Raw genomic sequence first — 23,710 nt, 5'->3', positions numbered from 1 at the left:
GGTCGCCATGGCAACGGCTGCCGGCAGGCCGCCTTCCACCATGTCGGCAAGCTTGAAGATGCCGGGCACGAAGGCAGCCGGATGGTAATCGGCGGCGATGACGCTGAGCAGCCCGGCCTTGGCGGCGTCGAGCGCGCTGAGATTGCCCGACATAGACTGGCCGCGCAGCGCGTTCGGCGCACCCATCAGCGTCCAGAGACCGCGGCGGCGCGCCTCCTCGGCCGCAGGTGCAGTGACCGGAAACTCGCTGATGGTGACGCCAAGATCGTGCATCTCGGCGACTTTTTCGACGCTGTCATCGTCATGCGAGGCAAGCGACAGCTTGTGCCTCAGCGACAGCGCGACGATCTCCTTCAGCTTGGCCTCGATGTCCGGATTGTTGCGCATGGCGATGCGCTTGGCGACGATCTCCGCCGCCATGTCCTCGGAGATGGCGCGGCGCTCGGAAATGCTGAGGATGTAGCTCTGCAGGTTGTTGTACTGGCCCTGGCCCGGCGTGTGGTCGGTCAGGGAGACCATGTCGATCTGGTCGGCATTCAGCAGGCGCTCAAGCGCGGGAGCTGCCCCGACATTGGTGATTTCGTAACGGGCGTGAACGCGGTGGTCGATCAGCAGATCATCCCGCAAGCGATTGATGCCCTCGATCACTGCGGAGGTGGTCTCCAGCGAACGGACATGGCCGTAGACGCTCTCGGTCGCAAAGGAGACGGCGGCGAACGCCGTCGTGACACCGGCGGCGGCAAGCTTCTTGTCGAGTTCGTGGATGCCGAAATCGATCGGCATCGTCGCGTTCGGCCGTGGTGCAATCTCGCGCTCGATCATGTCGCCGTGCAGATCGACGAATCCGGGGATCAGCAGCCGCCCGCCGCCATCGATGGCAGCACCGGCGACCGGCTCCGGCCTGATCTCGGCGATGGCGCCATCCTCAACACGCACGGAACCTTCACTCACCACCTCGTTTGGGAGAACGAGGGTGAAATTGCTGAGCCACATGGGCTTTCTCCTGACCGCATCCGATGATTGACAAACCGCAGCGGATAGAACCGCTTCGTGACAGTCGTATGAAATTTCGCGCTGCATCATCTTAAAGCGGAAACTTGCGCTTTGGAAATGATCCGATGCGCTCGCCCCGACAAATTCACGCCGTCAGCCTTGCCCTGTTCAACAGTGCCCACTGTAGAAGCACGATCGTTTTGGCGTCGAAGATCTCGCCGGTTTCGATCATCGCCGCAGCCTCGTCGAGCGGGGTTTCGAGGACCTCGATATCCTCGTGTTCCTCGTCCAGACCGCCGCCTTCCGCCACGCGGTCGGCAGTGTCGATGAGGGCTGCGAAGAAGTGGACGACTTCGGTGATGGCACCCGGCGAGGTATAGGACTTGAACAGGAAGCGCGCATCGCGCAGGCGATAGCCGGTCTCCTCCATCGCCTCGCGACGGATCGCCGCTTCGGGATGGTCATCGTCGAGAAGGCCGGCCGGCACCTCGATCATCCAGGCGGGATCGCCGTTGAGATGGACGGCAAGGCGGAACTGGCGGACGAGAACGACGAGGTCGCGCTTGGGATCATAAAGCAGGATGCAGGCAGCGGGCGTGCGGTGATAGATCTCCCGCTTCAGCCGTTGGGTTGCGCCCTTGCGGTCGATATAGTCGAGTAGATAGCTGCTCAGCCGCGTCCACCCATTCGACAGTGTTTCTTCGCTGACGATCTTCACCCGTGATTTCGGCTGCATCATGCTGGGTCCCTGCGAAGCCAGACCTTGTTGTCGTGCACGGCCGCCCCACCATAGGGCGCGACAGGGTCGGCGCCAGTCAAGACATTGATACCCTCGCCGTCGACATGCGCCTTGTTTGGCCAAAGCCCCTCGGCGATCAGCACGCCGGATTTCACCTCGGTGGTGACGCGGGCGTGAATGCGCAGATCGCCGCGGCTATTGCCGATGCGGACGAGATCGCCATGGGCGATACCGTTGGCTTCGGCGTCGGCTGGATTGACCATCACTTCAGGGCGGCCCTCCTTCTGGCGAGAGGTCTTGGTCTCGGAGAAGCTCGAATTCAGGAAGTTGCGCGCCGGCGACGTGGCGAGCCGGAAGGGATGCTCGGGATCGGCGACTTCGATGACATCGACCTGATCGGGGAAGGCCGGTAGCGCGGCGTGCGGCCCGAGCGCGCCGATCGCCGCCGGAGGTTTGTTCGGCGCCGGCTGATTGATCCAGTCCGGGCGGAAATGGAACTTGCCATCCGGATGGGCAAAACCGTTCAGATAATGCGCCTCCTCGAACGCGGGCTGGCGATCGAACCATTTGTGTTCGAGGAAATGGTCGTAATCCGGCAGGCCGCTCGATTCGAGGATGCGGTCGACCATTTCGCGGGCGGTGAAGCCGAAGCCGGGGCGATCGGCGACACCGAGGCGTTTTGCCAGTTCCTCGATGACGAAGAGATTGGTGCGCACGGTTGGCGGCGGCTCGACCAGCTTCGGCCCCAGCAGGATATGGTTCTGGCCACCGGCCCGATAGATGTCATCGTGCTCGACGAACATCGTCGCGGGAATGACGATATCGGCGATCTCAGCCGTTTCAGTCATGAACTGCTCATGCACGGCGACAAAGAGGTCATTGCGGGCGAAGCCGCGTCTGACGAGGCGCTGCTCGGGGGCGATGTTTGCGGGATTGGTGTTCTGGATCAGCATTGCCGTCACCGGGCCGCGATGGCGTAGCGCTACGGGATCGCCGGTCAGGACGCGGCCGATCTGCGACTGATCGAGCATGCGGATATCGGCATCCTTCATCGACCGGCCGGTCAGTTCGGCGCTGTTCATGCGGAAGATGTCGCTGTTCGAATGGAAGGCACCGCCGCCCTCATATTGCCAGGAGCCGAGAACGGTGGCGATCGAGGCAGCCGCATGCATGGCGACCGCGCCGTTGCGCTGGCGAGTGAAACCATAGCCCAGGCGGAAGAAGGTTTTCTTCGTCGTGCCGACGAGGCTGGCAAAGGCTTCGATCTCCTCGACCGATAGGCCGGTGATGGCAGCGGCCCATTGCGGCGTCTTGGTTTTGAGATGCGCCTCGAGACCAGCGGGATCGTCGGCATATCTCGCCATATAGTCACGATCGGCGTAACCGTCGCGGAAGGCGATGTGCATGACGGCGCAGGCGAGTGCGGCATCGGTGCCCGGTTTGACGATCAGCGCCATGTCGGCCTGCTTCATCGTCGGATTATCGTAGATGTCGATGACAACGATCTTCGCGCCGCGCTCCTTGCGCGACTTGATGGCGTGGGTCATCACGTTGACCTGCGTCGAGACCGCGTTGGTGCCCCAGATGACGACACAATCGGTGCGGCCCATCTCGCGCGGATCGGGACCGCGCAGCGTGCCGGTCGCCATGGTGAAGCCGGTCCAGGCGGGGTTGGTACAGATCGAGGAGAAGAAGCCGGAGTAACGCTTGGCATGACGCAGGCGATCGATGGAGTCACGCTGCACCCAGCCCATGGTGCCGGCGTAGAAATAGGGCCAGATCGCCTCGCTGCCGTCCCTTGCCTCGGCCTTCACAAAGGCTTCGGCGATCTCATCCAGCGCATCGTCCCAGGAAATCTGCTGCCACTGCCCTGCCCCTTTGGCGCCGGCGCGACGTAGAGGATGCATCAGGCGGTCGGGATGGTAGAGCCGCTCGGCGTAGCGGGCGACCTTGGCGCAGATGACGCCCGACGTGTAGGAATGGTCATTGGCGCCGCGCACACGGCCGATGCGGCCATCCTCTGATATATCGACCTCCAGCGCGCAGGTGGAGGGACAGTCATGCGGACAGGCGGTGTGGCCCACCCTGTTGTCCGGCTTCGATGATTTGGCGTGGATGGGGGTCGCAATGTTCATGGCATTTGTATATTCCAAGGCTTGCACGGCCAAAAGCCACAAAAATTCCCCATGACGCGAATTCATACGGACATCAGCAAAAATGAACTACCGCCACATCTATCACGCGGGCAACTTTGCCGATGTGCTGAAACATGCCGTGCTGACGCGGCTGATCCGCTACATGCAAAAGAAGGATGGCGGATTCCGCGTGCTCGACACGCATGCCGGCATCGGGCTCTACGACCTTTCCTCCGAAGAAGCGCAGAAAACCGGCGAATGGGTCGATGGCATCGGCAAGCTGATGGAGGCAGACCTCGGCCCTCAGGTTTCCGAACTGCTGGAGCCCTACCTCTCGGCAATCCGCGAACTCAATCCTGAGGGCGGCATCCGTTTCTATCCCGGATCGCCGAAACTTGCGCGCATGCTGTTCCGGCCGCAGGACCGGCTGTCGGCGATGGAACTGCATCCCGAGGACTACGTCAGGCTGCACCGGCTGTTCGAGGGCGATCACCATGCCCGCATCACCGAGCTCGACGGCTGGCTGGCGCTCGGCGCGCATCTGCCGCCGAAAGAGAAGCGCGGCATCGTGCTCGTCGATCCGCCCTTCGAGGAAGAGGACGAATATCAGCGCCTGGCCGAGGGGCTGGAAAAGGCCTATCGGCGCTTTCCCGGCGGCACCTATTGCCTGTGGTATCCGCTGAAGAACGGCGCGCCGATCAAGGAATTCCACGAGACGCTGCAGGCGCTCGACATCCCGAAAATGCTCTGCGCCGAACTCGCGGTTCGCAGCGACCGCGGCATTACGGGACTGACGGGCTCAGGCCTTGTCATCGTCAACCCACCTTTCACGCTGAAGGACGAGTTGCACCAATTGCTGCCCGCATTGAAGGACCATCTGGCGCAAGACCGTTTCGCCTCGCACCGTGCCTTCTGGCTGCGCGGAGAGAACAAGGCCGTCAAGGACGATTGACCACTTAAGCTGCTTGCGGAATAGTCCGCGCCGCAGCTCCACAATCTCATCAGGTGTCCCCCATGAAGCTCCTTTGTTCGCCCGCCTCGCCCTATTCCAACAAGGTGCGGATGGCCGCGCATTTTCTGAGCCTGGAGTTGAACGCCATTCGGGTAGACACCAATACCGCACCGGCAATCCTGGTGGACAACAATCCGCTCGGCAAGATCCCGACGCTTCTGACCGATGACGAGGTCTCGATATACGACAGCGTGGCGATCATGCATTATTTCGACCGGTTGACGAAAGGCGGGCTCTACCCTTCCAAGAAGGGCAAGCGCACGGATGCGGAAATCCTCGAGGCGCTCTGCGACGGCATCTGCGATTGCCTGCTGGCCATCGTCTACGAGCGGCGCTTCCGCGACGAGGAAAAGGTTCACCAGCCGTGGATCGACCGGCAATGGAAGAAGGCGACGAGCGGTCTCGCTCATCTCAGCACCAATCCGCCGAAGCTCGGCAAGAAGCTCAACGGCGGGCATTTTGCACTGGCGGCCACGCTTGATTATCTCGAGTTGCGCTTCAAGGACCAGTGGGAAGCCGATCATGCGCCGCTGACTGACTGGCTGCGGCAGTTCGACAAGAAATTCCCTGCCCATAGCGAGCTCAAGTCCCAGGGCTGAGCGCTTCAGAACAATGAGCAGACAGCAAAAAGCCGGGCGACGTGCCCGGCTTCTTTATGTCCAATATGTTCAGTCGGCTTAGAACTTGACGCCGATACCGAGCTTGACGCTGTTCTCGTCGTAACCGCGCGAGAAGCTGCCGGAGTCGAGGTCGTAGTCCTTGCTCTGGTAGTCGGTGTAGCGATATTCCAGGCGCGTCGTGATGTTGTTGGTCACGAAGGCTTCGACGCCGGCGCCGACCGTATAGCCATAGTTCGTCTTGCTTTCGTCCGAGGTGCCGTCGGAAACCTTGACGTCGCCGATGGCAAGACCGGCCGTGCCGTAGAGCAGGAAGGGGTTCATGTCGTAGCCGACGCGGCCACGGACGGAGCCGTTCCAGCCATACTTGTTCTTGACGCCGCCCGAGGAGACGTCGTCGCCGCTGTAGCCGAGATCGGATTCAACGCCGTAAACGATTTGGCCCTGCTGCCAGTTGTAGCCGGTGAAGACCTGGCCGCCGAAACCATAGGTGTGACGGTCGGAACCGAAGTCACCCATGTTGTAGGTGCCAGCGCCGCCGAGATAAAAGCCTTCCCAGTTGCCTGCCGGCTTGACTGGAGCGTCCTGGGCGACCGGTGCTTCCGGAACCTGGTCGACGGCATCGGCCGCCTGAGCTGCCGAGACGCCCGCAATTGCAAAAACGGAGGCCATGAGGCCAGCAATGAGTACACGCATACTTAGTCTCCTTTCAGTCCCGCGCCGCTTGTCATCTGTCTATCAGTGAAGCATTGGCGGGATATTGCCAGATGTCCCTTCCGGATCGAGACTGAAATTGGAACTCAAATGCGGATTTGAAAGAGCCAAATTGTGATATCATTGTGGCTGCCGCATGGCTGAAATTCGATGTTGCTTTGACGCAACATACACTTCATTAACCATACTGAAGTGTTAAACTAAAAATACTTATTTTAAGAAATCGCATTCTTAAATAATACATAGAATATCCGGCTCCCGGACGCAACCGCAACGGCCTATTTATATAATCTCCGTTGGCCCCTATATAGTCTGCAGACAGACTCGCGGGATCAGAAGGCAAGATTTTGAACCACAAAAGACTTCGCTCGGCCCTTATAACAGGGGCTGCTAAAAGAATAGGACGGGCAATCGCCGAAGACCTTGCTGCAAATGGCTTTTCCGTTGCGATCCACGCGAACGGCTCCATCGGTGAGGCCGAAGAGCTGGTGGCGGAATTGCGGCGAAAGGGATATCGGGCGACCGCCCTGCAGGCCGACCTCACCGATATCGGCGAAACAGCCGCCTTGGTCGCGAAGGCGTCGGAAGCGCTCGGGCCGCTCGATCTGCTCGTCAATAATGCGTCGGTCTTCCAGCATGATTCAGCGCGTAGTTTCAATGCCGCCACCTGGGCATTGCACTTCGACCTGCATGTACGTGCGCCCTCTATCCTTGCGGCCGCCTTCGCGCAGCAGATGCCCGCTGAGGCATCGGGGCAGATCGTCAATATCATCGACCAGCGGGTTTGGGCGCTGAGGCCCAGCTTCTATTCCTATACCCTCTCCAAATCCGCGCTGTGGACGGCGACGCAGACGCTTGCACAGGCATTGGCGCCACGCATCCGCGTCAATGCCATCGGCCCCGGCCCCTCGATGCCGAGCGAGCGGCAGGCGATGGAGGACTTCCAAGCGCAGGTCTCAGCCCTTATCTTGCAGCGAGGGCCGGCGCTGGAGGAATTCGGACAAACGATTCGCTTCCTTTACGACACGCCCTCGATCACCGGCCAGATGATTGCCCTCGACGGCGGCCAGCACCTCGCCTGGCAGACGCCCGATGTGGCGGAGATTACGGAATGAACGGACGAAAGCTGCCGGATGGCGGCGTTCTCTACGATGATACGGATGAGAGCGAAGACGATATCGAAGTGGAAGGCGACGTTTCCGCCGCGGCCCCGCTTGCGACGACGGTCGACTGGAATGCGGGCAGCCTCAATGAAACCGGGCTCATCGGCGCGGAACTGATCGGCGAATTCGTCAAGCGGCTTCCCAACAGTCCCGGCGTCTACCGCATGTTCAATGCCGAGGGCGACGTGCTCTATGTCGGCAAGGCGCGCAGCCTGAAGAAGCGCGTCAACAATTACGCCGTCGGCCGGGTGCATTCCAACCGCATCGCCCAGATGGTGCGCCAGACAGCCAATATGGAATTCGTGACGACGCGCACGGAAACCGAAGCGCTGCTTCTGGAAGCGAATCTGATCAAGCGCTTGCGGCCGCGCTTTAACGTGCTTTTGCGCGACGACAAGTCCTTTCCCTATATCCTCATCACCGGCGACCACCGGGCGCCGGCGATCTTCAAGCATCGCGGCGCAAGGGCGCGAAAGGGCGACTATTTCGGACCTTTCGCTTCGGCAGGCGCGGTCGGGCGCACGATCAATTCGCTGCAGCGCGCCTTCCTGATCCGCACCTGCACCGACAGCGTCTTCGAAACGCGCACACGACCCTGCCTTCTCTACCAGATCAAGCGCTGTTCGGGGCCATGCACCCACGAGGTCAGCGATGGGGGTTACGGCGAACTGGTGCAGGAGGCGAAGGACTTCCTGTCCGGCAAAAGCCAGAAGGTGAAGTCGCATATGGCCGAGGCCATGAACCAGGCGGCCGAGGACCTCGACTTCGAGCGGGCGGCGATCTATCGCGATCGCCTGGCCGCACTTTCGCACGTGCAGAGCCACCAAGGCATTAATCCGGCCGGCGTCGAGGAGGCTGACGTATTCGCCATCCACCATGAGGGCGGCATCTCCTGCATCCAGGTGTTCTTCTTCCGCACCGGCCAGAACTGGGGCAACCGCGCCTATTTCCCGAAGGCCGACCCGCAGCTTTCCGGCGCCGAAGTGCTGAATTCCTTCCTCGCGCAGTTCTACGACGACAAGCCGGTGCCGAAGCAGATCATGCTGTCGCAGACGGTCGAGGAGCTGGAGCTGCTCGCCGCAGCGCTCAGCGAAAAAGCCGGCCACAAGGTTTCCATCCTCGTGCCGCAGCGCGGCGAAAAGCGCGATCTGGTCGACCATGTCGTCGGCAATGCGCGCGAGGCGCATGGGCGAAAGCTTGCCGAGACGGCGTCGCAGTCGCGGCTGCTCGAAGGTTTCAAGGAAACGTTCGGGCTTGCCTATGCACCGCAGCGCATCGAGATCTACGACAACTCGCATATCATGGGCACCAATGCCGTCGGCGGCATGGTGGTCGCGGGGCCGGAAGGTTTCGTCAAGAACCAGTACCGCAAGTTCAACATCAAATCGACCGACATCACGCCCGGCGACGACTTCGGCATGATGAAGGAAGTGATGACGCGACGCTTCTCGCGGCTGATCAAGGAGGAAGGCATTCCTGACCGGACGGCGCAGGCGGCCACTCCCGATGCAGCCGACATGCCCTTCCCCACCTGGCCCGATGTGATCCTCATCGACGGCGGCCAGGGTCAGATGACAGCGGTGCGCGCCATCCTTGCCGAACTCGGCATCACCGACAGCGTGACGGCGATCGGCATCGCCAAGGGCGTCGACCGCGACGCCGGGCGCGAACGCTTCTTCCCGCCCGGACGCGAGAGCTTCACGCTGCCGCCGCGCGATCCGGTGCTCTATTTTATCCAGCGCATGCGCGACGAGGCGCACCGTTTCGCGATCGGCTCGCATCGGGCACGGCGCAAGAAGGAAATGATCAAGAACCCGCTCGACGAGATCGGCGGCATCGGGCCATCGCGCAAACGCGCGCTGCTCCAGCATTTCGGCACGGCAAAGGCCGTTTCGCGCGCAGCCCTGTCCGATCTGATGGCGGTGGAAGGCATATCGGAAGCCGTCGCCAAGCAGGTCTATAACCATTTCCACGACGACGCCGCGAAATAACCGGCGTCCGTCGCAAATTCCACGCAAAGGCGGTGAAAAGACAGAAAGAATGTTGACGGTCCGCAGCCAAAGCCGTCATCTACCGCATCGGCCCGAAAATCGGAATCGACTTTCGGAAAGCTCGATGCGGATATTCTAAAGTGTTACAGCGTCCTTTGCGCGCCTGAAAAGACGTGCGGCGCTGTAGCGGCGCATCAATTCAGAGAAACGATCCCATGGCATCGCGTGCGTACAGCATTCCCAATCTTCTGACCTACGGCCGTATCCTCGCCGTACCGCTGATCGTTCTCTGCTTCTTCATCGAGGGCAGGCTGTCGATCAGCAACACGGCGCGTTGGGTGGCGCTGTGGATCTTCGTCATCGCCTCGCTCACCGATTTCCTCGACGGCTATCTCGCGCGCATCTGGAACCAGACGTCGAATATCGGCCGTATGCTCGATCCGATCGCCGATAAGCTGTTGGTCGCTTCGATCCTTCTGCTGGTCGCGGCCGACCAGACCATCGCCGGCTGGTCGATCTGGGCGGCGATCACCATTCTCTGCCGCGAGATCCTGGTTTCGGGCTTGCGCGAATATCTGGCGGCGCTGAAGGTCAGCGTACCGGTGACGCGGATCGCCAAGTGGAAGACGACGCTGCAGCTCGTCGCCATCGCCTTCCTGCTCGCCGGCCCGGCCGGAGACGAGATTTTCCCCTATACGACGCAGACAGGCATCGCGCTGCTGTGGATCGCGGCGCTGCTGACCATCTATACCGGCTACGACTATTTCCGCGCCGGGGTGAAACATATCGTGGATGACGAGGAATGACGCGGCTTGTCTATTTCGCCTGGGTGCGCGAGCGCATCGGCAAGGGCGAGGAGGAGATCGACCTCCCCTCCTCCGTCGTCACCGTCGCCGATCTCCTGAATCATTTGAAGACGCTGGGCGAAGAATATGAGACCGCACTTCAATATCCCGACGTGATCCGCGTGGCGCTCGACATGGAGCATGTCGAGCATGACGAGCCGATATCGGGTGCGAAAGAGATCGGTATATTTCCGCCGATGACAGGGGGATGAGGCGGTGATGGTGGTGCCGTGTCGCTACCCCCCTCTGTCCTGCCGGACATCTCCCCCACAAGGAGGGAGATTGGCTGGAAGCACGAACTTCCCCAAGCAATCCACGTCGCAGCCCGGCAAAACTGTAGATGGGCACGATGGTCAAGCCACGCGTAATCTCCCTCCTTGTGGGGGAGATGCCCGGCAGGGCAGAGGGGGGGTGGCACGGCACGCCCTCTCCATAGCCTCCGCTACGACATCAAAGCAGTTGGGGATGTTGTCATGACCATTGCCCCCACCATCCGCGTCCAGCATGAGGATTTCGACCTGCAGGCCGAGGTCGATCGCCTCTCGAAGGGCAAAGCCGGCATCGGCGCCGTCGTCAGTTTTTCCGGCCTCTGTCGCGATGAAGGCGGCACGCTTGCAGCCCTCGAACTCGAGCATTATCCCGGCATGGCCGAAGCAGAGATGCGGCGCATCGGCGATCTTGCCATCGCGCGTTTCGGACTTCTCGGCCTCACCGCCATCCACCGCTACGGGAAGATCGCCGCCGGCGAGAATATCGTGCTCGTCGTCGCAACCGCACCGCACCGGCAGGCGGCGTTCGACGGCGCCAATTTCGTCATGGATTTCCTGAAGACTGCAGCCCCCTTCTGGAAGAAGGAGCACGCTAGGGATGGCGCCACCGGCGACTGGGTCGCGGCGAAAGACGCCGACGACGCGGCGCGCGACAAGTGGAAGTAAATTAGCGCATTTCCTGATTTATCCGAGTGACGGAAATGCTCCACCTTTTTGTTTCACGCAATTCCGGCCGCAAAACCGCTGCGCACTTTTGCTGGGATTGCTTTAGAGAACCACGCGCTCCCTGCGGCTCATGACCAAGAGCAGGACGAGCAGCGAGAAGATGACGAGATCCCGCCAGACGAAGGGGCCGTAGGCGCCCCACATGGTTTCGACGACGGCAAGCCCGGCGGCGCCGCCTGCCGAGCGCAATGGATCGGAATAACCGCCGACAGCTGCGATCAGCAGCACCTTCAGCCCGAACATCAGGCCGGCGCCGAAATCCATCGAGCCGTAATAGAAGGTGGCGAGGATGCCGCAGATAGTGGCGACGAGGGCGGCGGCCGCATAGGCGACGAGGAAGACGCGGTCGGCGCTGGTGCCGCAGAGCTCGGCGGCCAGCGGATCATCAGTGACGGCGCGCCAGATGCGGCCCCAGCCCGTGCGCCTGAGGATCAGCGTACCCACAGCGACAATGGCGCACATCAGCGCCGTGTTGATCAGCTGGATATGGGTGAGCGTCACTTTGAACAGGCCGTCGCTCCAGAAGACGACCGTTTCGTTCAGAAACGGCGGCAGCCAGATGGCGCGGGTATTGGCGGCAAGCCTGGCCGTTTCCATCAGCACGATCATGATGCCGAGGGCGGCAACGATGACCGTATTCGGCGATTTGTTGACCAGCGGCAGCATGATCGAACGGCCGATCCATAGGCCCGCCGCCAGCGAATAGACGATGGAAGCGCAGGCGCCGACGGCAAGTGCCGCCGGCAGCACCAGCCAAAACCTGACATAGGCGAGTTCGGTGAAGAGCAGCAGGATCTGGCCCGCGAAGGCGAAGATCGCCCCATAGGTGATGTCAGCCCGCTTCGTCACACCGAAGGCTACGGCATAGCCGAAGGCGAGCGCGGCATAGAGGGCGGCCAGCGGAACTGCATTCGCCAGCTGCTGCAGAAGATAGGCCATTCCAGACACTCCGCGTCACCAAAATTATAACTGGTAAAACCTATTTCGCTAGTTATAATTTCATCATGAGCTTTTCCTGGACCCCTCACCGGTTTGCCGGCGGTGCGCTGGCGCTCGATGTCGCCAACAGCGTCGTTCTGCGCCACGATGCAACGCGGCGGATCGACCGCTTCGCGGATAGGGACCAGATGCGGAGCTTTCCGCGCGCCGCCGCTGAATTCTGCGCCGAGCGCGCCCTCTTCGGCGACATCGCACCGGTGGCTAGGGAAAACGAGGCGGATTTCATCGCGCTGCGGGAAGCAATCGACCTCTATTTCCGCAAGCGTATACTGAATGGCGGCGACGACCAACTGCTCGCCAGCCTGCTGGAGGCGCTGGCGAATGTGTTGCGCGAAGCAAGCCCCGGCAGCATGGCCGCGGCGACCGCCCATTCAGTGCTGCGGCTGATCGCCATGCCTGATCCCCAGCGCATGAAGATCTGCGGCAATTGCGGCTGGCTGTTCATCGACCGCAGCAAGAACAGGAGCCGGGCCTGGTGCGACATGGCGGTCTGCGGCAACCGCGCCAAGGCGAACCGTCACTATCGCCGCAAGAAGGAGGAGACGCCATGAGAAAATATATGATCGTAACGGTGGCAGCAGCCGGCCTTCTGCTTGCCGGCTGTCAACGCCAGGCTGAAAACCTGGTCGAGGTCACCGGCCATCTCTTCGTCTTCAACTATCGGGTGGCGAGCGCCACCTATCTGCTGACGCTGAAGAAGACGGGGCCTATCCCCGACGGTTCTGTCATCATCGCCGAATTCGAAAATCCTGAAGGCGGCGATCCGCTGGTGCTGAACCAGAAAATCTACCCGATCGACGACAGGATCGCGCTGCAGAGCGAAAAACTGCACTGCGTGCGCAAGGACCGCCCCTATTCCGTGAGTGTCCGGCTGGTCGACAAGGACGGCAAGGTGCTGCAGGAATTGAAGACGCAGTTCCGGTCCGACCTCGACCAGACCGTCCTGCCGAGCAAGCCGCTCGTCCTCGGCGCGCTTTATGAAAAGAACCCGGAGGTCTTCAAGCCTGACGGCAGCGTCGATTTCTCGAACACCGACAAATGCCCTGCCTAGAAGAAATGCATAGAAAAAGCCGGAGCAAGGCCCCGGCTTTCGAGAGTCAATTCAAGGCATTGCCGGCGAATGCCGAAGCGTGGCCTCAGCCGACGATTTCGGTATCGGAGAACCAGTACTTGATTTCCTGGGCAGCCGTTTCAGGAGCATCCGAACCGTGAACCGAGTTTTCGCCGATCGACAGAGCGTGAACCTTGCGGATCGTGCCTTCGTCAGCGTTTGCCGGGTTGGTCGCGCCCATGATTTCGCGGTTCTTGAGGATCGCGCCTTCGCCTTCGAGCACCTGAACGATGGTCGGGCCGGAGGTCATGCCTTCGACCAGTTCGCCGAAGAAGGGACGGTCCTTGTGAACGGCGTAGAAGCCTTCGGCTTCGCGACGGCTCATCCAGACGCGCTTGGAAGCGACGACACGCAGGCCGGCATCTTCGAGCATCTTGGTGATGGCGCCCGTCAGGTTGCGCTTCGTTGCGTCCGGCTTGATCATCGAGAAGGTGCGTTCAATCGCCATAGTCAAATCCTCTGTTTTCTCGGGAAAAGTGGGCGGTCTTTACCCGCCCTAACGCCCGAAAACAAGAGGTAGGCGGCAATTTCACGCCGCTGTCACAGTCCTGCCGCGGCTTTGGTGAAGATCGAGGCAGCGTTCGAACCAGAGCATGACGGGATCGTCGGCAGCTAGCATGGCGAGACCGGCAGAGACACGCAGCCATTGCAGCGCGCCGAAGACGATATAGTCGGCAAAGAGCGGTGTCTGCCCGCCGATGAAGGGCTGGAACTTCAGCATGTGCCGTAGCGGCTCCAGCTTGGCGGCGAAGGCGGCCTTCTCCGCCTCACTGTCGGCGGCAACCACTTCCAACGGCTTGCCGAGCCGAGCCTCCCGGCTTTGACGGAAATAGGCCTTGTCTTCCTCGTCGAGGTTCGCATGGATATCGAGAAGGGCAATGCGCATGATCGCCGGATGGATGATCATCTGCGAATAGCCTTCCACCATTCGCGATAGCGCCTTGCCGCCCTCGCCGTTGAACAGTGACGGCCGCTCGGGATAGGTTTCCTCCAGATAAAGGGCGATGTCGAAACTGTCGGGGATCAGCCGGCCGTTATCGTCGAGAACGGGCACGATCGACGAGACGCCGCCGCCGATCGCGCGGATGCGGGCATAGGTCGTCGGAATCTCCTCGAAATCGAGCCCCTTATGCGCCAGCGCCATCACCGCCTTCCAGCAATGGGGCGAAAAGAAGCGCCGCTCGTCGGCGCCACAGAGGGAATAGAGGGCTCTGGTCATAACAGTCCTTTCGAGATCGCAGCTCGATCCATTCCACGACAGAAAGCGGCTGCGATCAAATCAGGAAATTTCATGGGCGCATCACTGCGATTTCCGGGAAAACGGGCTAGACTGCCGCGACCAATCCGGGAGGGACTGAATGCTCAGACATTACAGGATGTTCGCCGCCTATAATCGCTGGGCCAACACGCAAGTCTATGCGGCTGCCGCCGAACTCAGCGATGCGGAATTCCGCAGCGACCGCGGCGCTTTCTTCGGCTCGCTTCATCGCACGCTCAATCACCTGCTCGTCGCCGACCGGATATGGATGAAGCGCTTCACCGGCACCGGCGAAGCGCCGACGACACTCGATGCCGTGCTCTTCGAAGAACTGGATGCTCTTGCCGCCGCACGCAAAGCAGAGGACGAGCGGATCATTGCCTGGACAGGCATGCTGGACGATAGAACCCTCGCCGCCAACTTCACCTATGTAACGGTGGTACAGCCGGTCGAGATCACCCAGCCTCTGTCGGCAGCGCTCGCGCATTTCTTCAACCACCAGACCCATCATCGCGGCCAGTGCCATATGACGCTGACGGCGCTGGGCAAACCGAGCCTCGTGCTTGATCTCATCTACTTCCTGCGCAGCGAGGGCCGCGAGTGGATGTAGGACCGATCCGAATTAAAAGTTGGAACATGATGTCATCCGGAAAACCGCCCATACTTTTCGGCATCATGTTCCGGCCATCAAGACTGAATTAACCGCCTTTGCCGGTTCTGCCGCCGATCCAGGGCTTCGCCGTTGAAAATTCAGCCTCTCTTAAAAGCTTGCGGGCATAGCGGATGTGAGAGATGAGGCCGGGCCGCGAGGGATCGTCATGCAGAATGCAAGCGCAAACGCACTGGTGCCGCGCGAGGCTGCGCGCCCCGCGCCGATGGCGGATTTTCAGAAGATCGCCCAGCACATGGCGCGCCTGAACGTCGCGGCACTACCGCGTAATTACGAACTCTTTCACGAGGCGATCGTCGGGCTGAATGCCGGCCTTGCGCAGGATGTCGCGGCACTCGGACCGCAGCCGCAGCAGCCGATGCTCGACGAACTCGGCCTGAAATACCGCCTCGTCGGCCATTGCGGGCTGGCGGGCGAGACATCACGGAACGAGGCGAGCCGGATGCTGCGCGACGTGGCGGAAAGGCTTGCCGAAGGGCTGAAGCACAAGAACGCCTTTGCGCGCGCCTGCGGCACGATCCTGAAATCCGTTTCCGGCCACGACGACCAGAGCCTTGCCGCTTTCCTCGGCGAGGTCGACTACCTCACGGCTTCGCTTTCGACCGTTCTTGCGGCGGAGATGGAAATCGGCGCCAGGCTGCAGGACGACATCAAGACGCTGGAAACGCTGGAGCGCGGTATTTCCGCGATGCAATCGGCTGCGATCGCCGACAGGATCACCGGACTTCCGAACCGCATCGCACTGAACCGGACGATTGCCGACCTCTACGAGCGGGAAGAAGGTGCCGCCGGCAGCGCGCTGATCATGGTCGATATCGACAATTTCACCGATCTCAACGGCAAATACGGCACCCAGGCAGGCAACAAGCTCCTGAAGAAGCTCGCCGGCCTCCTCCAAAAGTCGATCAAGAAGAACGATTTTATTGCCCGCACCGAGGCTGACGAATTCGCCCTTTTGTTTTCCAATGTCGGCATGCAGGATGCAATGACGATCGCCGAACGCCTTCGCTCCTCCGTCGAGGACAATCTGGTCTTTGCGACATCCGACAAGGCCGATCCCGGCAGGCTCACCATCTCGATCGGCGTGGCACTCAGCACAGATGCGGCAACGCCAGGACAGTTACAGGCCAATGCCCGGGTGGCGCTTCTCGCCGCACAATCGAACCCCCGACTGCCGGTGCAGGCTTTCGGCCGCTGAGACGCACAAGCAATCTTGCGGTGGGACAAGGAGGCTAGTCCCCGGGATAAGCAGGCTTGTCAGCGCACAAGCAAGCTTGGCGCGGGATAAGCGCTCTTGCCTTGGCGAGCGCTTTCGGCCAAAACGCCGGCCATGATCACGCTCACCGATATTTCCGCCCGCATCGCCGGGCGCCTGCTACTCGACAATGCCAGCATTTCGCTGCCTTCGGGCACGAAGGCAGGGCTCGTCGGGCGCAACGGCGCCGGCAAGTCCACGCTTTTTCGCGTCATCACCGGCGATCTCGGTGCGGAAACCGGATCGGTGTCGATCCCGAAGGCCGCACGTATCGGCCAGGTGGCGCAGGAAGCGCCGGCGACCGAGGACGCGCTGATCGAGATCGTGCTTGCCGCGGACAAGGAACGCACCGCCCTCGTTGCCGAGGCGGAAACCGCGACCGACCCGCACCGCATCGCCGAAATCCAGATGCGCCTTGTCGATATCGACGCGCATTCGGCCGAAGCGCGCGCGGCGAGTATTCTTGCCGGCCTCGGCTTCGACAAGGCGGCGCAAGCCCGCCCCGCCTCCTCCTTCTCCGGCGGCTGGCGCATGCGCGTCGCCCTCGCCGCCGTGCTGTTTTCCGAGCCGGACCTGCTTCTGCTCGACGAGCCGACCAACTATCTCGACCTCGAAGGCACGCTGTGGCTGGAAGACTATGTCAGGCGCTATCCGCACACCGTCATCATCATCAGCCACGATCGCGACCTCCTGAACAATGCGGTCAATGCGATCGTCCATCTCGACCAGAAGAAGCTTACCTTCTATCGCGGCGGATACGACCAGTTCGAGCGGCAGAAGGCGGAAGCCGACGAATTGCAGACGAAGGCCAAGGCCAAGAACGACGCGGCACGCAAACATCTGCAGGGCTTCATCGATCGCTTCAAAGCCAAGGCTTCCAAGGCCCGACAGGCACAATCGCGTGTCAAGGCGCTCGAGCGCATGGGAACGGTCGCTGCGGTGATCGAGGACCATGTGCAGCCGATCACTTTTCCCGAGCCGGAAAAGCAGCCGGCTTCGCCGATCGTCGCGATCCAGAGTGGCGCCGTCGGTTATGAGCCCGGCAATCCGATCCTGAAGAACCTCAATCTTCGTATCGACAATGACGACCGGATCGCCCTGCTCGGCTCGAACGGCAACGGCAAATCGACCTTCGCCAAATTCATCTCCGGCCGGCTCGCGCCGGAGAGCGGTGAAGTGAAGATCGCGCCGAGCCTGAAGATCGGCTTCTTCGCGCAGCACCAGCTCGACGACCTCATCCCCGAGCAATCGCCCGTGGAGCATGTGCGCCGGTTGATGCCGGGCGCGCCGGAAGCCAAGGTGCGCGCCCGCGTCGCCCAGATGGGGCTTGCGACCGAAAAGATGGCGACGGCCGCCAAGGATCTTTCCGGCGGCGAAAAAGCCCGCCTGCTGATGGGGCTTGCCGCTTTCAATGCGCCGAACCTGCTGATCCTCGACGAGCCGACCAACCACCTCGACATCGACAGCCGCCGCGCGCTGATCGAGGCGCTCAACGACTACGAAGGCGCCGTCATCCTGATCTCGCACGATCGCCATCTGATCGAGGCGACGGTCGATCGGCTGTGGCTGGTCAATGGCGGTACGGTGACGACCTTCGAAGGCGATATGGACGAGTACCGCGACCTCATCGTCACATCCGGTAAAAAAAAAGAAGAAAAGCCGCAGCTAACTGAAGACGCGACATCGAAGGCCGACCAGCGCAAGCTCAATGCAGAACGTCGCGCCTCACTGACGCCACTTAAGAAAAAGATCAACGAAATTGAATCCTTGACGGCGAAGCTGGAGAAACAGATTCAGGCGCTTGACGCGGAACTTGCGGATCCCGTCCTTTACGAGAAGACGCCCGCTAAAGCCGCCGAGAAGGCAAAACAGCGCGGCGAAGCTGCTGCAAAACTGGCTGCCGCCGAGGAAGACTGGCTGATGCTGTCGGCCGAATATGAAGAAGCGATGGCGGGATAGCCACAGGTCTCATCGAATGCGTGGCGAAGTGCCGCGCATCAACGCAATTTCGGCCATTATCAACCGATCGTTAACCATAATCCGAAAGGTTGTCTCAACATTCGTTACCGATTTGTTGAGCCCTTTCCATGTATCGTCTTTTCGTTCTGTCCTGCATGGCCCTCACGGCCGCCCTCTCCGCCTGCAGCACCACCAGACAATCCGCTCCTGACACATCGATCAAGACCTCCTCGGTGATCGCGCCCGAAGAGCGGAAACTTGCCTATGCCGGCGACGATGCGACGCCGCGCCTAACCGGCTGGCACCATCTGGCCGGACGAACGCTGGAGGTCTCCTCGCTCGCCGATCTCAAGCTCCAGGACAAGGAAGTGATCCTCAGCTTCGACGATGGCCCGATCCCCGGCCGGACCGACAAGGTGCTGGCAATCCTCGACCAGTTCGGCGTCAAGGGCGCCTTCATGATGGTCGGCGAGATGGCCGAGATGCATCCGGCGCTCGCCCGCAAGGTCGCCCAGGACGGCAACACGATCGGCAGCCACACTTATGACCACGCCAACCTCGCTTCGCTGAGTTTCGACGCGGCGATGGCCGAGGTGATCAAGGGCGAATTGGCGGTGACCAAGGCGACCGAAACCGATGTCTCCTTCTTCCGCTTCCCTTATCTTGCCGAGAGCCACAGGCTGCGGGCCGCGGTCGCGATGCGCGACATGGTGGTCATGGATGTCGATATCGACAGCAAGGACTACTTCACCACGACGCCGGTCTCCATAACGCAGCGGACGATGAACCTCTTGCACAAGCGCGGCCGCGGCATCATCCTGATGCATGACATCCACAAACGCACGGCGACGATGCTACCAACCCTGCTCTCGAAACTCGAAACCGAAGGCTACAAGGTGGTGACGCTAAAATTCAAGAAGACGCCGGCGCCGAACAACGTCCTCGCCTCGGCCGATTTCGTGACGATCCGCTAAGGGCGGGTTGCCCAGTCGGGATTAGCCGCAAGACGGCACGAGTTCGGCCGAGCAAAATCCGTTTTTTGATGCCATTACCGGGCGGGAAGGTTGCCGATCAGCAACCCTCTCGTGCACAAGATTTTTCAACGAACGCGCCTATTTCAGAAAATAAAATCTACAAAATCCATCACAATGATGATTTTCTCTGAGACAGAACGTTCCTTCTCTCTCTCATCGGTTCCCTATGCCTTTCAAAGCCGTCCAGTTGCCGATTCGCGCAGGAAAGCGATGCGGTCAGCGTCCTTTTCTATCAGCGCGGAGAAGCATGGCCAATATTGCGCGGGAAGCCGACGTCCATCTCATCACCAGCCTTTTCGGCCTCACCTCAAAGTGGCGCACATCCACGCCATAGCAGTCGAGCCAAAGAGTGCTGCAACTGCTCGGGGACCTGAACCGGTCCTTCTACCTTCCCAAGACGGAGCTCAAACATGTCACGCAAATTTCTCCCGAAGGCGCTCCTCGCCATGTCGATTGCCTTGCTGGCGGCAACGCAGGCATCCGCGGATGCCACGCTCGACCGCATCAAAGCCCGCGGCACCCTTACCGTTGGCGTCATCCTCTCGGGGGCGCCCTTCGGCTATATCGATCCCACATCGCAAACGCAGAAGGGATACAATCTCGATATTGCAAAAGCGCTCTCTGACGATCTTGGCGTCAAGCTGGAAACAGTCACCGTCACGCCCCCGAACCGGGTGCAATTTCTCCAGCAGGGCAAGGTCGATATCCTGATTGCGAACATGCAATATACCGAGGACCGCGCCAAAGTTCTTGATTGGGTGGCGACGCCGTATGATCGCAGCGGCGGTGCTGCCGTCGGACGCAAGGACAGCGGCCTGAAGGACTGGGCAGATCTCAAGGGAAAGCCGGTCTGCGTTTCGCAAGGGTCGAACTTCACGCAGCCGCTCATCGAACAATACGGCGCCGAGGTAAAGGGCTTGCCGAGCCAGCCGGAATCGCTGCTGGCGCTGCAGGGCGGCAATTGTGTCGCCGCCGTCCATGTCGGCGCAACCGTCGGCCTTCTGCTGGAGGACCGGCCAGAGGAGTGGAAGGACTACACTATTCTCTTCCCGACCGAACTGCTCCCTTCCGACTCGGTGATCTGGGTGCGAAAAGGCGAAAAGGAGACGGCCGAGGCACTCGATAAGTCGATCCGGCAGCTCCATACGTCAGGAAAGCTCCTGGAATTTGCGAAGGCGAACCGGCTCCGCAATACCGACTATCTCGAACAAGAGCGCAAGACCCTGTCGGCTGGCAAGTAAGACAGGTTACACTGGCGGATCGACATGCAGGACACCAGCATGACCAGCCTGTTCGTCAACCTGACGAACAGGCTTGGCCTTAACTACGAGTTCCTGGCGACGGGGTACGAGGCGCAGATATGGCGTGATGGTTTCATCACCACGCTCTATCTGATTGCCCTCTTGATCCCCGTCAGCCTGATTGCCGGGCTGCTGTTTGCCGCCTGCCTGACGTCCGGCAAGCCCTGGCTATCGACGCCGGTCCGCGCTTTCGTGGAAATCACCCGAAACACGCCGACGCTGGTACAGTTGATGTTCAGCTTCCTCGTTCTCAATACATTCGTATCGAACCTGGTCGGCGGGACGCAGAACAATCCGCTGACACCCTTCTTTTGGGTGGTGGCGGTGGTCGGACTGCACATCGCCGCCTTGCATGCCGAGGCGATCCGCGCAGGTATCGAGGCGGTGCCGTCGGCCACGGTGGAAGCGGCGCGCGGCATCGGCTTCAGCACGCTGCAGATCCTCCGTTACGTCGAAGTTCCCCTGGCATTGAGGGCATCGCTGCCCGCGATCGTCAACAATCTCATCAATCTCGTGAAGTTGACGACGGTGGGTAATGCGATTGCAGTCAGCGAGATTACCTATGCCTCGATCATGGTCTGGACGCAGCGCGACAACGTGGTGTCACTGATGATCGTCATCCTGCTGTTCTTCAGCATCATCAACCTTGCCGTTGCCCGCATCGGCCTGTGGGTGGAGCGCAAGCTCGCCATTCCGGGGTATGGCCTATGACGACTGCGGTACTTTCCGAGCAGCGCAGGAGTGGTCGCCTGCTGCGCAATATCGGCTTTACGGCACTCCCGCTCGTTATCGTCCTCTGGTCGCTGGCCGACCTGACGCTGGGGCGCGAACTGGTGACGTGGCTTCCCTATCTCGGCTCGGGCTTCATGATGAACGTCGTCATCAGCCTGTGCGCGATGACGCTTGGAACGACCGTCGGAGCCGTGTTCGGCATACTGGAACTGGTTCCCTTCAAGCTGGTGCGCTACCCGGTCGTCGCCTATGTGCAAGTCTTCCGCAATGCCCCGCATCTCGTGCTGATCTTCGCGACGACTTACATCTTTCCCTTCGAAATCGTGGTGGCCGGCAACTATCTGTCCTTCCCGGATTGGATGAAGGCGGTGATCGGCCTTGCCATACCGGCCAGCGCCTATGTAGCCGAGATCACCCGCGGCGCCATCCTTTCGATCCCGACCACGCAATGGGAAGCGGCAAAGGGGCTCGGTTTTTCGCGCGGCCAGGCCCTGCGCTGGATCATCCTGCCGCAATGCCTGCGGCGCTCGCTGCCGCCATGGATGAACATATTGGCCTCCATCACCATGGGCACGTCGCTCGCCTCGCTGGTTGGCGTGCACGAACTATTGCATGCGGCAACCGATGCCAGCACATCCGTGCGCCGCCTCGATTTCACGATCATCGCCTATATCGTGGTGATGGCCGCCTTCTTCACGCTTTGCTACCCGATCGCCCGCCTGACCCGACGCCTCGAGCGGCGCTTCAAGACGGCCTGAGGATTTGAATGATGAACGCAAAAACCGACGAAACGATCGTGCGACTGGAAGACGTGCACCTGTCCTTCGGCCAGACGGAGGTGCTGAAGGGCATAGACCTCACCGTCAACAAGGGCAATGCGGTTTCCATTATCGGCCCGTCCGGTTCGGGAAAGTCGACGATCCTGCGCTGCATCAACGCATTGGTGGCGCCGCAGCGCGGCCGCATCACGGTCGACGGCACCCGCGTCGATCAACTGGCCAAGGAGAGCGAACGCATCGCGCTGCGCAAGCGTATCGGCATCGTCTTCCAGCAGTACAATCTCTTTCCCCACCTGAGCGTGCTGGACAATATCGTGCTGGCCCCGACCCGCATCCTCGGCGTCGAGCGGCGCGAAGCGGAAAAACTCGCACGCGAACTGCTCGACAAGGTCAGGCTTTCGGAAAAGGCCGGCGCCTATCCCAGCCAGCTTTCCGGTGGTCAGCAGCAGCGCGTCGCGATCGCCCGCGCGCTGGCGATGAAGCCGGAACTGGTGCTGTTCGACGAAGTCACCTCGGCGCTTGACCCCGAGACGGTGGGCGAAGTGCTGTGGGTGATCCGCGACCTCATCCGCGACGGCATGACCAGCATCCTCGTGACCCACGAAATGCGGTTCGCCGAGGAGATCAGCGACATCGTCGTCTTCACCGAGAACGGCCGCATCGTCGACCAAGGCTCGCCTGAACAGATTTTCCACACCTTCGACAATCCCCGTATCCGCCAATTCGTCGGTGGTCTCGCCGGTGGCCGCGGGCCAGTGCGCGAAGGCATCTAGGATTTTTTCATGACGAGCACATTCGCGCCCCTGACTTCGGCATTCGCCCAGGCGATCATCTCCTCGGATCCATCGAAAGATCCGGTGGCATTGGACGCGGCGCGCACGGCGATCATCGATTTTCTCGCCTGTGCGATCGCAGGCGCCGGCGACCGCACGACCGGCATTCTGGCAGATACCGTCGGCGCCAATCTGGCGGGCGAAGCGATCCTGCTCGGCAGCTCGCGCCGAACCGATCCGCTGGTCGCGGCGCTCGTCAACGGTCATGCCGGCCATGTGCTCGATTACGACGACGTGCATGCAAGCGTGCGCGGCCATCCGACGACCGTGATCATCCCGGCCCTGCTGGCGTTCGCCGCCGAGTACGAATTTTCCGCAGATGCGCTGATCGCCTCCTATATCGTCGGGCTCGAAGCCATGGCGCGGCTGGGGTTGTCGCTCGGCTCAAAGCACTACGAGAACGGTTTCCATGCCACGGCGACGCTCGGGACGATCGGCGCGGCGGCGGCAATCGCCCATCTGACCGGTGCCTCCATCGACGAGACCGCCGTCGCGCTGGGCCTTGCGGCAACGCAATCGTCCGGCCTGCGGCTGCAGTTCGGCACGGACGCCAAACCTTTCCACGCCGGCATGGC

At 61.1% G+C, this 23,710-nt stretch carries 25 protein-coding genes; 18 read left to right on the top strand and 7 right to left on the bottom strand.

Features of this window, described 5'->3' with window-relative positions; genetic code table 11:
• From MOV76_RS29090 to MOV76_RS29080, 3 genes are all read right to left on the bottom strand, one after another.
• A partial coding sequence (locus MOV76_RS29090; RefSeq protein WP_247265825.1) for an alpha-D-ribose 1-methylphosphonate 5-triphosphate diphosphatase occupies window positions 1–993 on the bottom strand: 993 nt, incomplete at its 3' end.
• Window positions 994–1,138: 145 nt separating this feature from the next.
• On the bottom strand, window positions 1,139–1,732 hold the full coding sequence (locus MOV76_RS29085) for an NUDIX domain-containing protein (protein WP_028733623.1): 594 nt from the start codon (window positions 1,730–1,732) through the stop codon (window positions 1,139–1,141).
• On the bottom strand, window positions 1,729–3,933 hold the full coding sequence (locus MOV76_RS29080) for a molybdopterin-dependent oxidoreductase (RefSeq protein WP_130716100.1): 2,205 nt from the start codon (window positions 3,931–3,933) through the stop codon (window positions 1,729–1,731). The genes MOV76_RS29085 and MOV76_RS29080 overlap by 4 nt, the downstream gene beginning before the upstream one ends.
• Before the next feature lie 16 nt (window positions 3,934–3,949).
• On the opposite strand from MOV76_RS29080, the gene MOV76_RS29075 reads away from it, so the two are divergent.
• Both MOV76_RS29075 and MOV76_RS29070 read left to right on the top strand, forming a co-directional pair.
• Window positions 3,950–4,819 carry a 23S rRNA (adenine(2030)-N(6))-methyltransferase RlmJ gene (locus MOV76_RS29075; protein ID WP_247265824.1) on the top strand — a complete coding sequence of 290 codons (870 nt, stop codon included), beginning with the start codon at window positions 3,950–3,952 and terminating at the stop codon, window positions 4,817–4,819.
• Between the two features lie 62 nt (window positions 4,820–4,881).
• On the top strand, window positions 4,882–5,478 hold the full coding sequence (locus tag MOV76_RS29070) for a glutathione S-transferase family protein (protein WP_018447445.1): 597 nt from the start codon (window positions 4,882–4,884) through the stop codon (window positions 5,476–5,478).
• Between the two features lie 78 nt (window positions 5,479–5,556).
• Here MOV76_RS29070 and MOV76_RS29065 read toward each other — a convergent pair whose 3' ends face one another.
• On the bottom strand, window positions 5,557–6,192 hold the full coding sequence (locus MOV76_RS29065) for an outer membrane protein (RefSeq protein WP_018447444.1): 636 nt from the start codon (window positions 6,190–6,192) through the stop codon (window positions 5,557–5,559).
• A gap of 365 nt (window positions 6,193–6,557) precedes the next feature.
• Between MOV76_RS29065 and MOV76_RS29060 the strand changes: the two genes are divergently transcribed.
• The 5 genes from MOV76_RS29060 (at window position 6,558) to MOV76_RS29040 (ending at window position 11,144) form a co-directional block, all read left to right on the top strand.
• Window positions 6,558–7,325, top strand: coding sequence for an SDR family oxidoreductase (locus MOV76_RS29060; protein ID WP_018241480.1), 768 nt, complete (start codon window positions 6,558–6,560; stop codon window positions 7,323–7,325).
• Complete coding sequence (gene uvrC / locus MOV76_RS29055) at window positions 7,322–9,364, top strand: excinuclease ABC subunit UvrC (protein WP_112906503.1); 2,043 nt, start codon at window positions 7,322–7,324, stop codon at window positions 9,362–9,364. The genes MOV76_RS29060 and uvrC overlap by 4 nt, the downstream gene beginning before the upstream one ends.
• Window positions 9,365–9,579: 215 nt before the next feature.
• Window positions 9,580–10,170, top strand: a complete 591-nt coding sequence (pgsA, locus tag MOV76_RS29050) for a CDP-diacylglycerol--glycerol-3-phosphate 3-phosphatidyltransferase (protein WP_003547103.1) — start codon at window positions 9,580–9,582, stop codon at window positions 10,168–10,170.
• On the top strand, window positions 10,167–10,421 hold the full coding sequence (moaD, locus tag MOV76_RS29045) for a molybdopterin converting factor subunit 1 (protein ID WP_012756855.1): 255 nt from the start codon (window positions 10,167–10,169) through the stop codon (window positions 10,419–10,421). The genes pgsA and moaD overlap by 4 nt, the downstream gene beginning before the upstream one ends.
• Window positions 10,422–10,682: 261 nt before the next feature.
• The gene (locus MOV76_RS29040) at window positions 10,683–11,144 is read left to right on the top strand and encodes a molybdenum cofactor biosynthesis protein MoaE (RefSeq protein ID WP_247265823.1); all 462 of its coding nucleotides are present in this window, start codon (window positions 10,683–10,685) and stop codon (window positions 11,142–11,144) included.
• A 102-nt stretch (window positions 11,145–11,246) separates the two neighbouring features.
• Here MOV76_RS29040 and MOV76_RS29035 read toward each other — a convergent pair whose 3' ends face one another.
• Window positions 11,247–12,143 (bottom strand): branched-chain amino acid ABC transporter permease, encoded by an 897-nt coding sequence (locus MOV76_RS29035; RefSeq protein WP_247265822.1) that lies wholly within the window; start codon window positions 12,141–12,143, stop codon window positions 11,247–11,249.
• 65 nt (window positions 12,144–12,208) lie between these two features.
• Between MOV76_RS29035 and MOV76_RS29030 the strand changes: the two genes are divergently transcribed.
• Together MOV76_RS29030 and MOV76_RS29025 are read left to right on the top strand one after the other, a co-directional pair.
• Window positions 12,209–12,754, top strand: coding sequence for a CGNR zinc finger domain-containing protein (locus MOV76_RS29030; protein ID WP_028733617.1), 546 nt, complete (start codon window positions 12,209–12,211; stop codon window positions 12,752–12,754).
• Window positions 12,751–13,254: a hypothetical protein gene (locus MOV76_RS29025; RefSeq protein ID WP_247265821.1), complete on the top strand. Its 504-nt coding sequence runs from the start codon at window positions 12,751–12,753 to the stop codon at window positions 13,252–13,254. The genes MOV76_RS29030 and MOV76_RS29025 overlap by 4 nt, the downstream gene beginning before the upstream one ends.
• Before the next feature lie 85 nt (window positions 13,255–13,339).
• Here MOV76_RS29025 and ndk read toward each other — a convergent pair whose 3' ends face one another.
• Window positions 13,340–13,762 (bottom strand): nucleoside-diphosphate kinase, encoded by a 423-nt coding sequence (gene ndk / locus MOV76_RS29020; RefSeq protein WP_003547097.1) that lies wholly within the window; start codon window positions 13,760–13,762, stop codon window positions 13,340–13,342.
• A gap of 81 nt (window positions 13,763–13,843) precedes the next feature.
• The gene (locus MOV76_RS29015) at window positions 13,844–14,533 is read right to left on the bottom strand and encodes a glutathione S-transferase family protein (RefSeq protein ID WP_130652144.1); all 690 of its coding nucleotides are present in this window, start codon (window positions 14,531–14,533) and stop codon (window positions 13,844–13,846) included.
• A 139-nt stretch (window positions 14,534–14,672) separates the two neighbouring features.
• On the opposite strand from MOV76_RS29015, the gene MOV76_RS29010 reads away from it, so the two are divergent.
• The 9 genes from MOV76_RS29010 to MOV76_RS28970 all read left to right on the top strand — a co-directional run.
• Window positions 14,673–15,182, top strand: coding sequence for a DinB family protein (locus MOV76_RS29010; protein ID WP_028733616.1), 510 nt, complete (start codon window positions 14,673–14,675; stop codon window positions 15,180–15,182).
• Window positions 15,183–15,390: 208 nt separating this feature from the next.
• Entirely contained in the window at window positions 15,391–16,440 is a 1,050-nt protein-coding gene (locus MOV76_RS29005; RefSeq protein ID WP_130652142.1) for a GGDEF domain-containing protein, read from the top strand.
• A gap of 132 nt (window positions 16,441–16,572) precedes the next feature.
• A complete protein-coding gene (locus tag MOV76_RS29000; protein WP_028733614.1) occupies window positions 16,573–18,456 on the top strand; it encodes an ABC-F family ATP-binding cassette domain-containing protein in 1,884 nt (627 codons plus the stop codon).
• A gap of 128 nt (window positions 18,457–18,584) precedes the next feature.
• Window positions 18,585–19,430, top strand: a complete 846-nt coding sequence (locus MOV76_RS28995; RefSeq protein WP_131702334.1) for a polysaccharide deacetylase family protein — start codon at window positions 18,585–18,587, stop codon at window positions 19,428–19,430.
• A 470-nt stretch (window positions 19,431–19,900) separates the two neighbouring features.
• Window positions 19,901–20,731 (top strand): transporter substrate-binding domain-containing protein, encoded by an 831-nt coding sequence (locus tag MOV76_RS28990; RefSeq protein ID WP_065276255.1) that lies wholly within the window; start codon window positions 19,901–19,903, stop codon window positions 20,729–20,731.
• Between the two features lie 24 nt (window positions 20,732–20,755).
• On the top strand, window positions 20,756–21,502 hold the full coding sequence (locus MOV76_RS28985; protein ID WP_247265820.1) for an amino acid ABC transporter permease: 747 nt from the start codon (window positions 20,756–20,758) through the stop codon (window positions 21,500–21,502).
• Window positions 21,499–22,281 carry an amino acid ABC transporter permease gene (locus MOV76_RS28980; protein ID WP_130716089.1) on the top strand — a complete coding sequence of 261 codons (783 nt, stop codon included), beginning with the start codon at window positions 21,499–21,501 and terminating at the stop codon, window positions 22,279–22,281. The genes MOV76_RS28985 and MOV76_RS28980 overlap by 4 nt, the downstream gene beginning before the upstream one ends.
• An 11-nt stretch (window positions 22,282–22,292) precedes the next feature.
• Window positions 22,293–23,075, top strand: coding sequence for an amino acid ABC transporter ATP-binding protein (locus tag MOV76_RS28975; protein WP_247265819.1), 783 nt, complete (start codon window positions 22,293–22,295; stop codon window positions 23,073–23,075).
• A gap of 9 nt (window positions 23,076–23,084) precedes the next feature.
• Window positions 23,085–23,710 (top strand): MmgE/PrpD family protein (locus MOV76_RS28970; protein WP_247265818.1); only part of this gene is annotated, 626 nt, incomplete at its 3' end.

This window comes from Rhizobium sp. PRIMUS64, assembly GCF_023006465.1.
Taxonomy (GTDB): domain Bacteria; phylum Pseudomonadota; class Alphaproteobacteria; order Rhizobiales; family Rhizobiaceae; genus Rhizobium; species Rhizobium leguminosarum.
The sequence above is the reverse complement of the archived record's forward strand: the minus strand, read 5'-3'. Positions and strand labels throughout refer to the sequence as shown.

Excerpts from the sequence above, each read along its gene's own strand:
- MOV76_RS29085 (WP_028733623.1), bottom strand. The coding sequence starts at position 1,732 with ATGATGCAGCCGAAATCACGGGTGAAGATCGTCAGCGAAGAAACACTG.
- MOV76_RS29080 (WP_130716100.1), bottom strand. The coding sequence starts at position 3,933 with ATGAATTCGCGTCATGGGGAATTTTTGTGGCTTTTGGCCGTGCAAGCC.
- MOV76_RS29075 (WP_247265824.1), top strand. The coding sequence starts at position 3,950 with ATGAACTACCGCCACATCTATCACGCGGGCAACTTTGCCGATGTGCTG.
- MOV76_RS29070 (WP_018447445.1), top strand. The coding sequence starts at position 4,882 with ATGAAGCTCCTTTGTTCGCCCGCCTCGCCCTATTCCAACAAGGTGCGG.
- MOV76_RS29065 (WP_018447444.1), bottom strand. The coding sequence starts at position 6,192 with ATGCGTGTACTCATTGCTGGCCTCATGGCCTCCGTTTTTGCAATTGCG.
- uvrC (WP_112906503.1), top strand. The coding sequence starts at position 7,322 with ATGAACGGACGAAAGCTGCCGGATGGCGGCGTTCTCTACGATGATACG.
- pgsA (WP_003547103.1), top strand. The coding sequence starts at position 9,580 with ATGGCATCGCGTGCGTACAGCATTCCCAATCTTCTGACCTACGGCCGT.
- moaD (WP_012756855.1), top strand. The coding sequence starts at position 10,167 with ATGACGCGGCTTGTCTATTTCGCCTGGGTGCGCGAGCGCATCGGCAAG.
- MOV76_RS29040 (WP_247265823.1), top strand. The coding sequence starts at position 10,683 with ATGACCATTGCCCCCACCATCCGCGTCCAGCATGAGGATTTCGACCTG.
- MOV76_RS29035 (WP_247265822.1), bottom strand. The coding sequence starts at position 12,143 with ATGGCCTATCTTCTGCAGCAGCTGGCGAATGCAGTTCCGCTGGCCGCC.
- MOV76_RS29030 (WP_028733617.1), top strand. The coding sequence starts at position 12,209 with ATGAGCTTTTCCTGGACCCCTCACCGGTTTGCCGGCGGTGCGCTGGCG.
- MOV76_RS29025 (WP_247265821.1), top strand. The coding sequence starts at position 12,751 with ATGAGAAAATATATGATCGTAACGGTGGCAGCAGCCGGCCTTCTGCTT.
- ndk (WP_003547097.1), bottom strand. The coding sequence starts at position 13,762 with ATGGCGATTGAACGCACCTTCTCGATGATCAAGCCGGACGCAACGAAG.
- MOV76_RS29015 (WP_130652144.1), bottom strand. The coding sequence starts at position 14,533 with ATGACCAGAGCCCTCTATTCCCTCTGTGGCGCCGACGAGCGGCGCTTC.
- MOV76_RS29010 (WP_028733616.1), top strand. The coding sequence starts at position 14,673 with ATGCTCAGACATTACAGGATGTTCGCCGCCTATAATCGCTGGGCCAAC.
- MOV76_RS29005 (WP_130652142.1), top strand. The coding sequence starts at position 15,391 with ATGCAGAATGCAAGCGCAAACGCACTGGTGCCGCGCGAGGCTGCGCGC.
- MOV76_RS29000 (WP_028733614.1), top strand. The coding sequence starts at position 16,573 with ATGATCACGCTCACCGATATTTCCGCCCGCATCGCCGGGCGCCTGCTA.
- MOV76_RS28995 (WP_131702334.1), top strand. The coding sequence starts at position 18,585 with ATGTATCGTCTTTTCGTTCTGTCCTGCATGGCCCTCACGGCCGCCCTC.
- MOV76_RS28990 (WP_065276255.1), top strand. The coding sequence starts at position 19,901 with ATGTCACGCAAATTTCTCCCGAAGGCGCTCCTCGCCATGTCGATTGCC.
- MOV76_RS28985 (WP_247265820.1), top strand. The coding sequence starts at position 20,756 with ATGCAGGACACCAGCATGACCAGCCTGTTCGTCAACCTGACGAACAGG.
- MOV76_RS28980 (WP_130716089.1), top strand. The coding sequence starts at position 21,499 with ATGACGACTGCGGTACTTTCCGAGCAGCGCAGGAGTGGTCGCCTGCTG.
- MOV76_RS28975 (WP_247265819.1), top strand. The coding sequence starts at position 22,293 with ATGAACGCAAAAACCGACGAAACGATCGTGCGACTGGAAGACGTGCAC.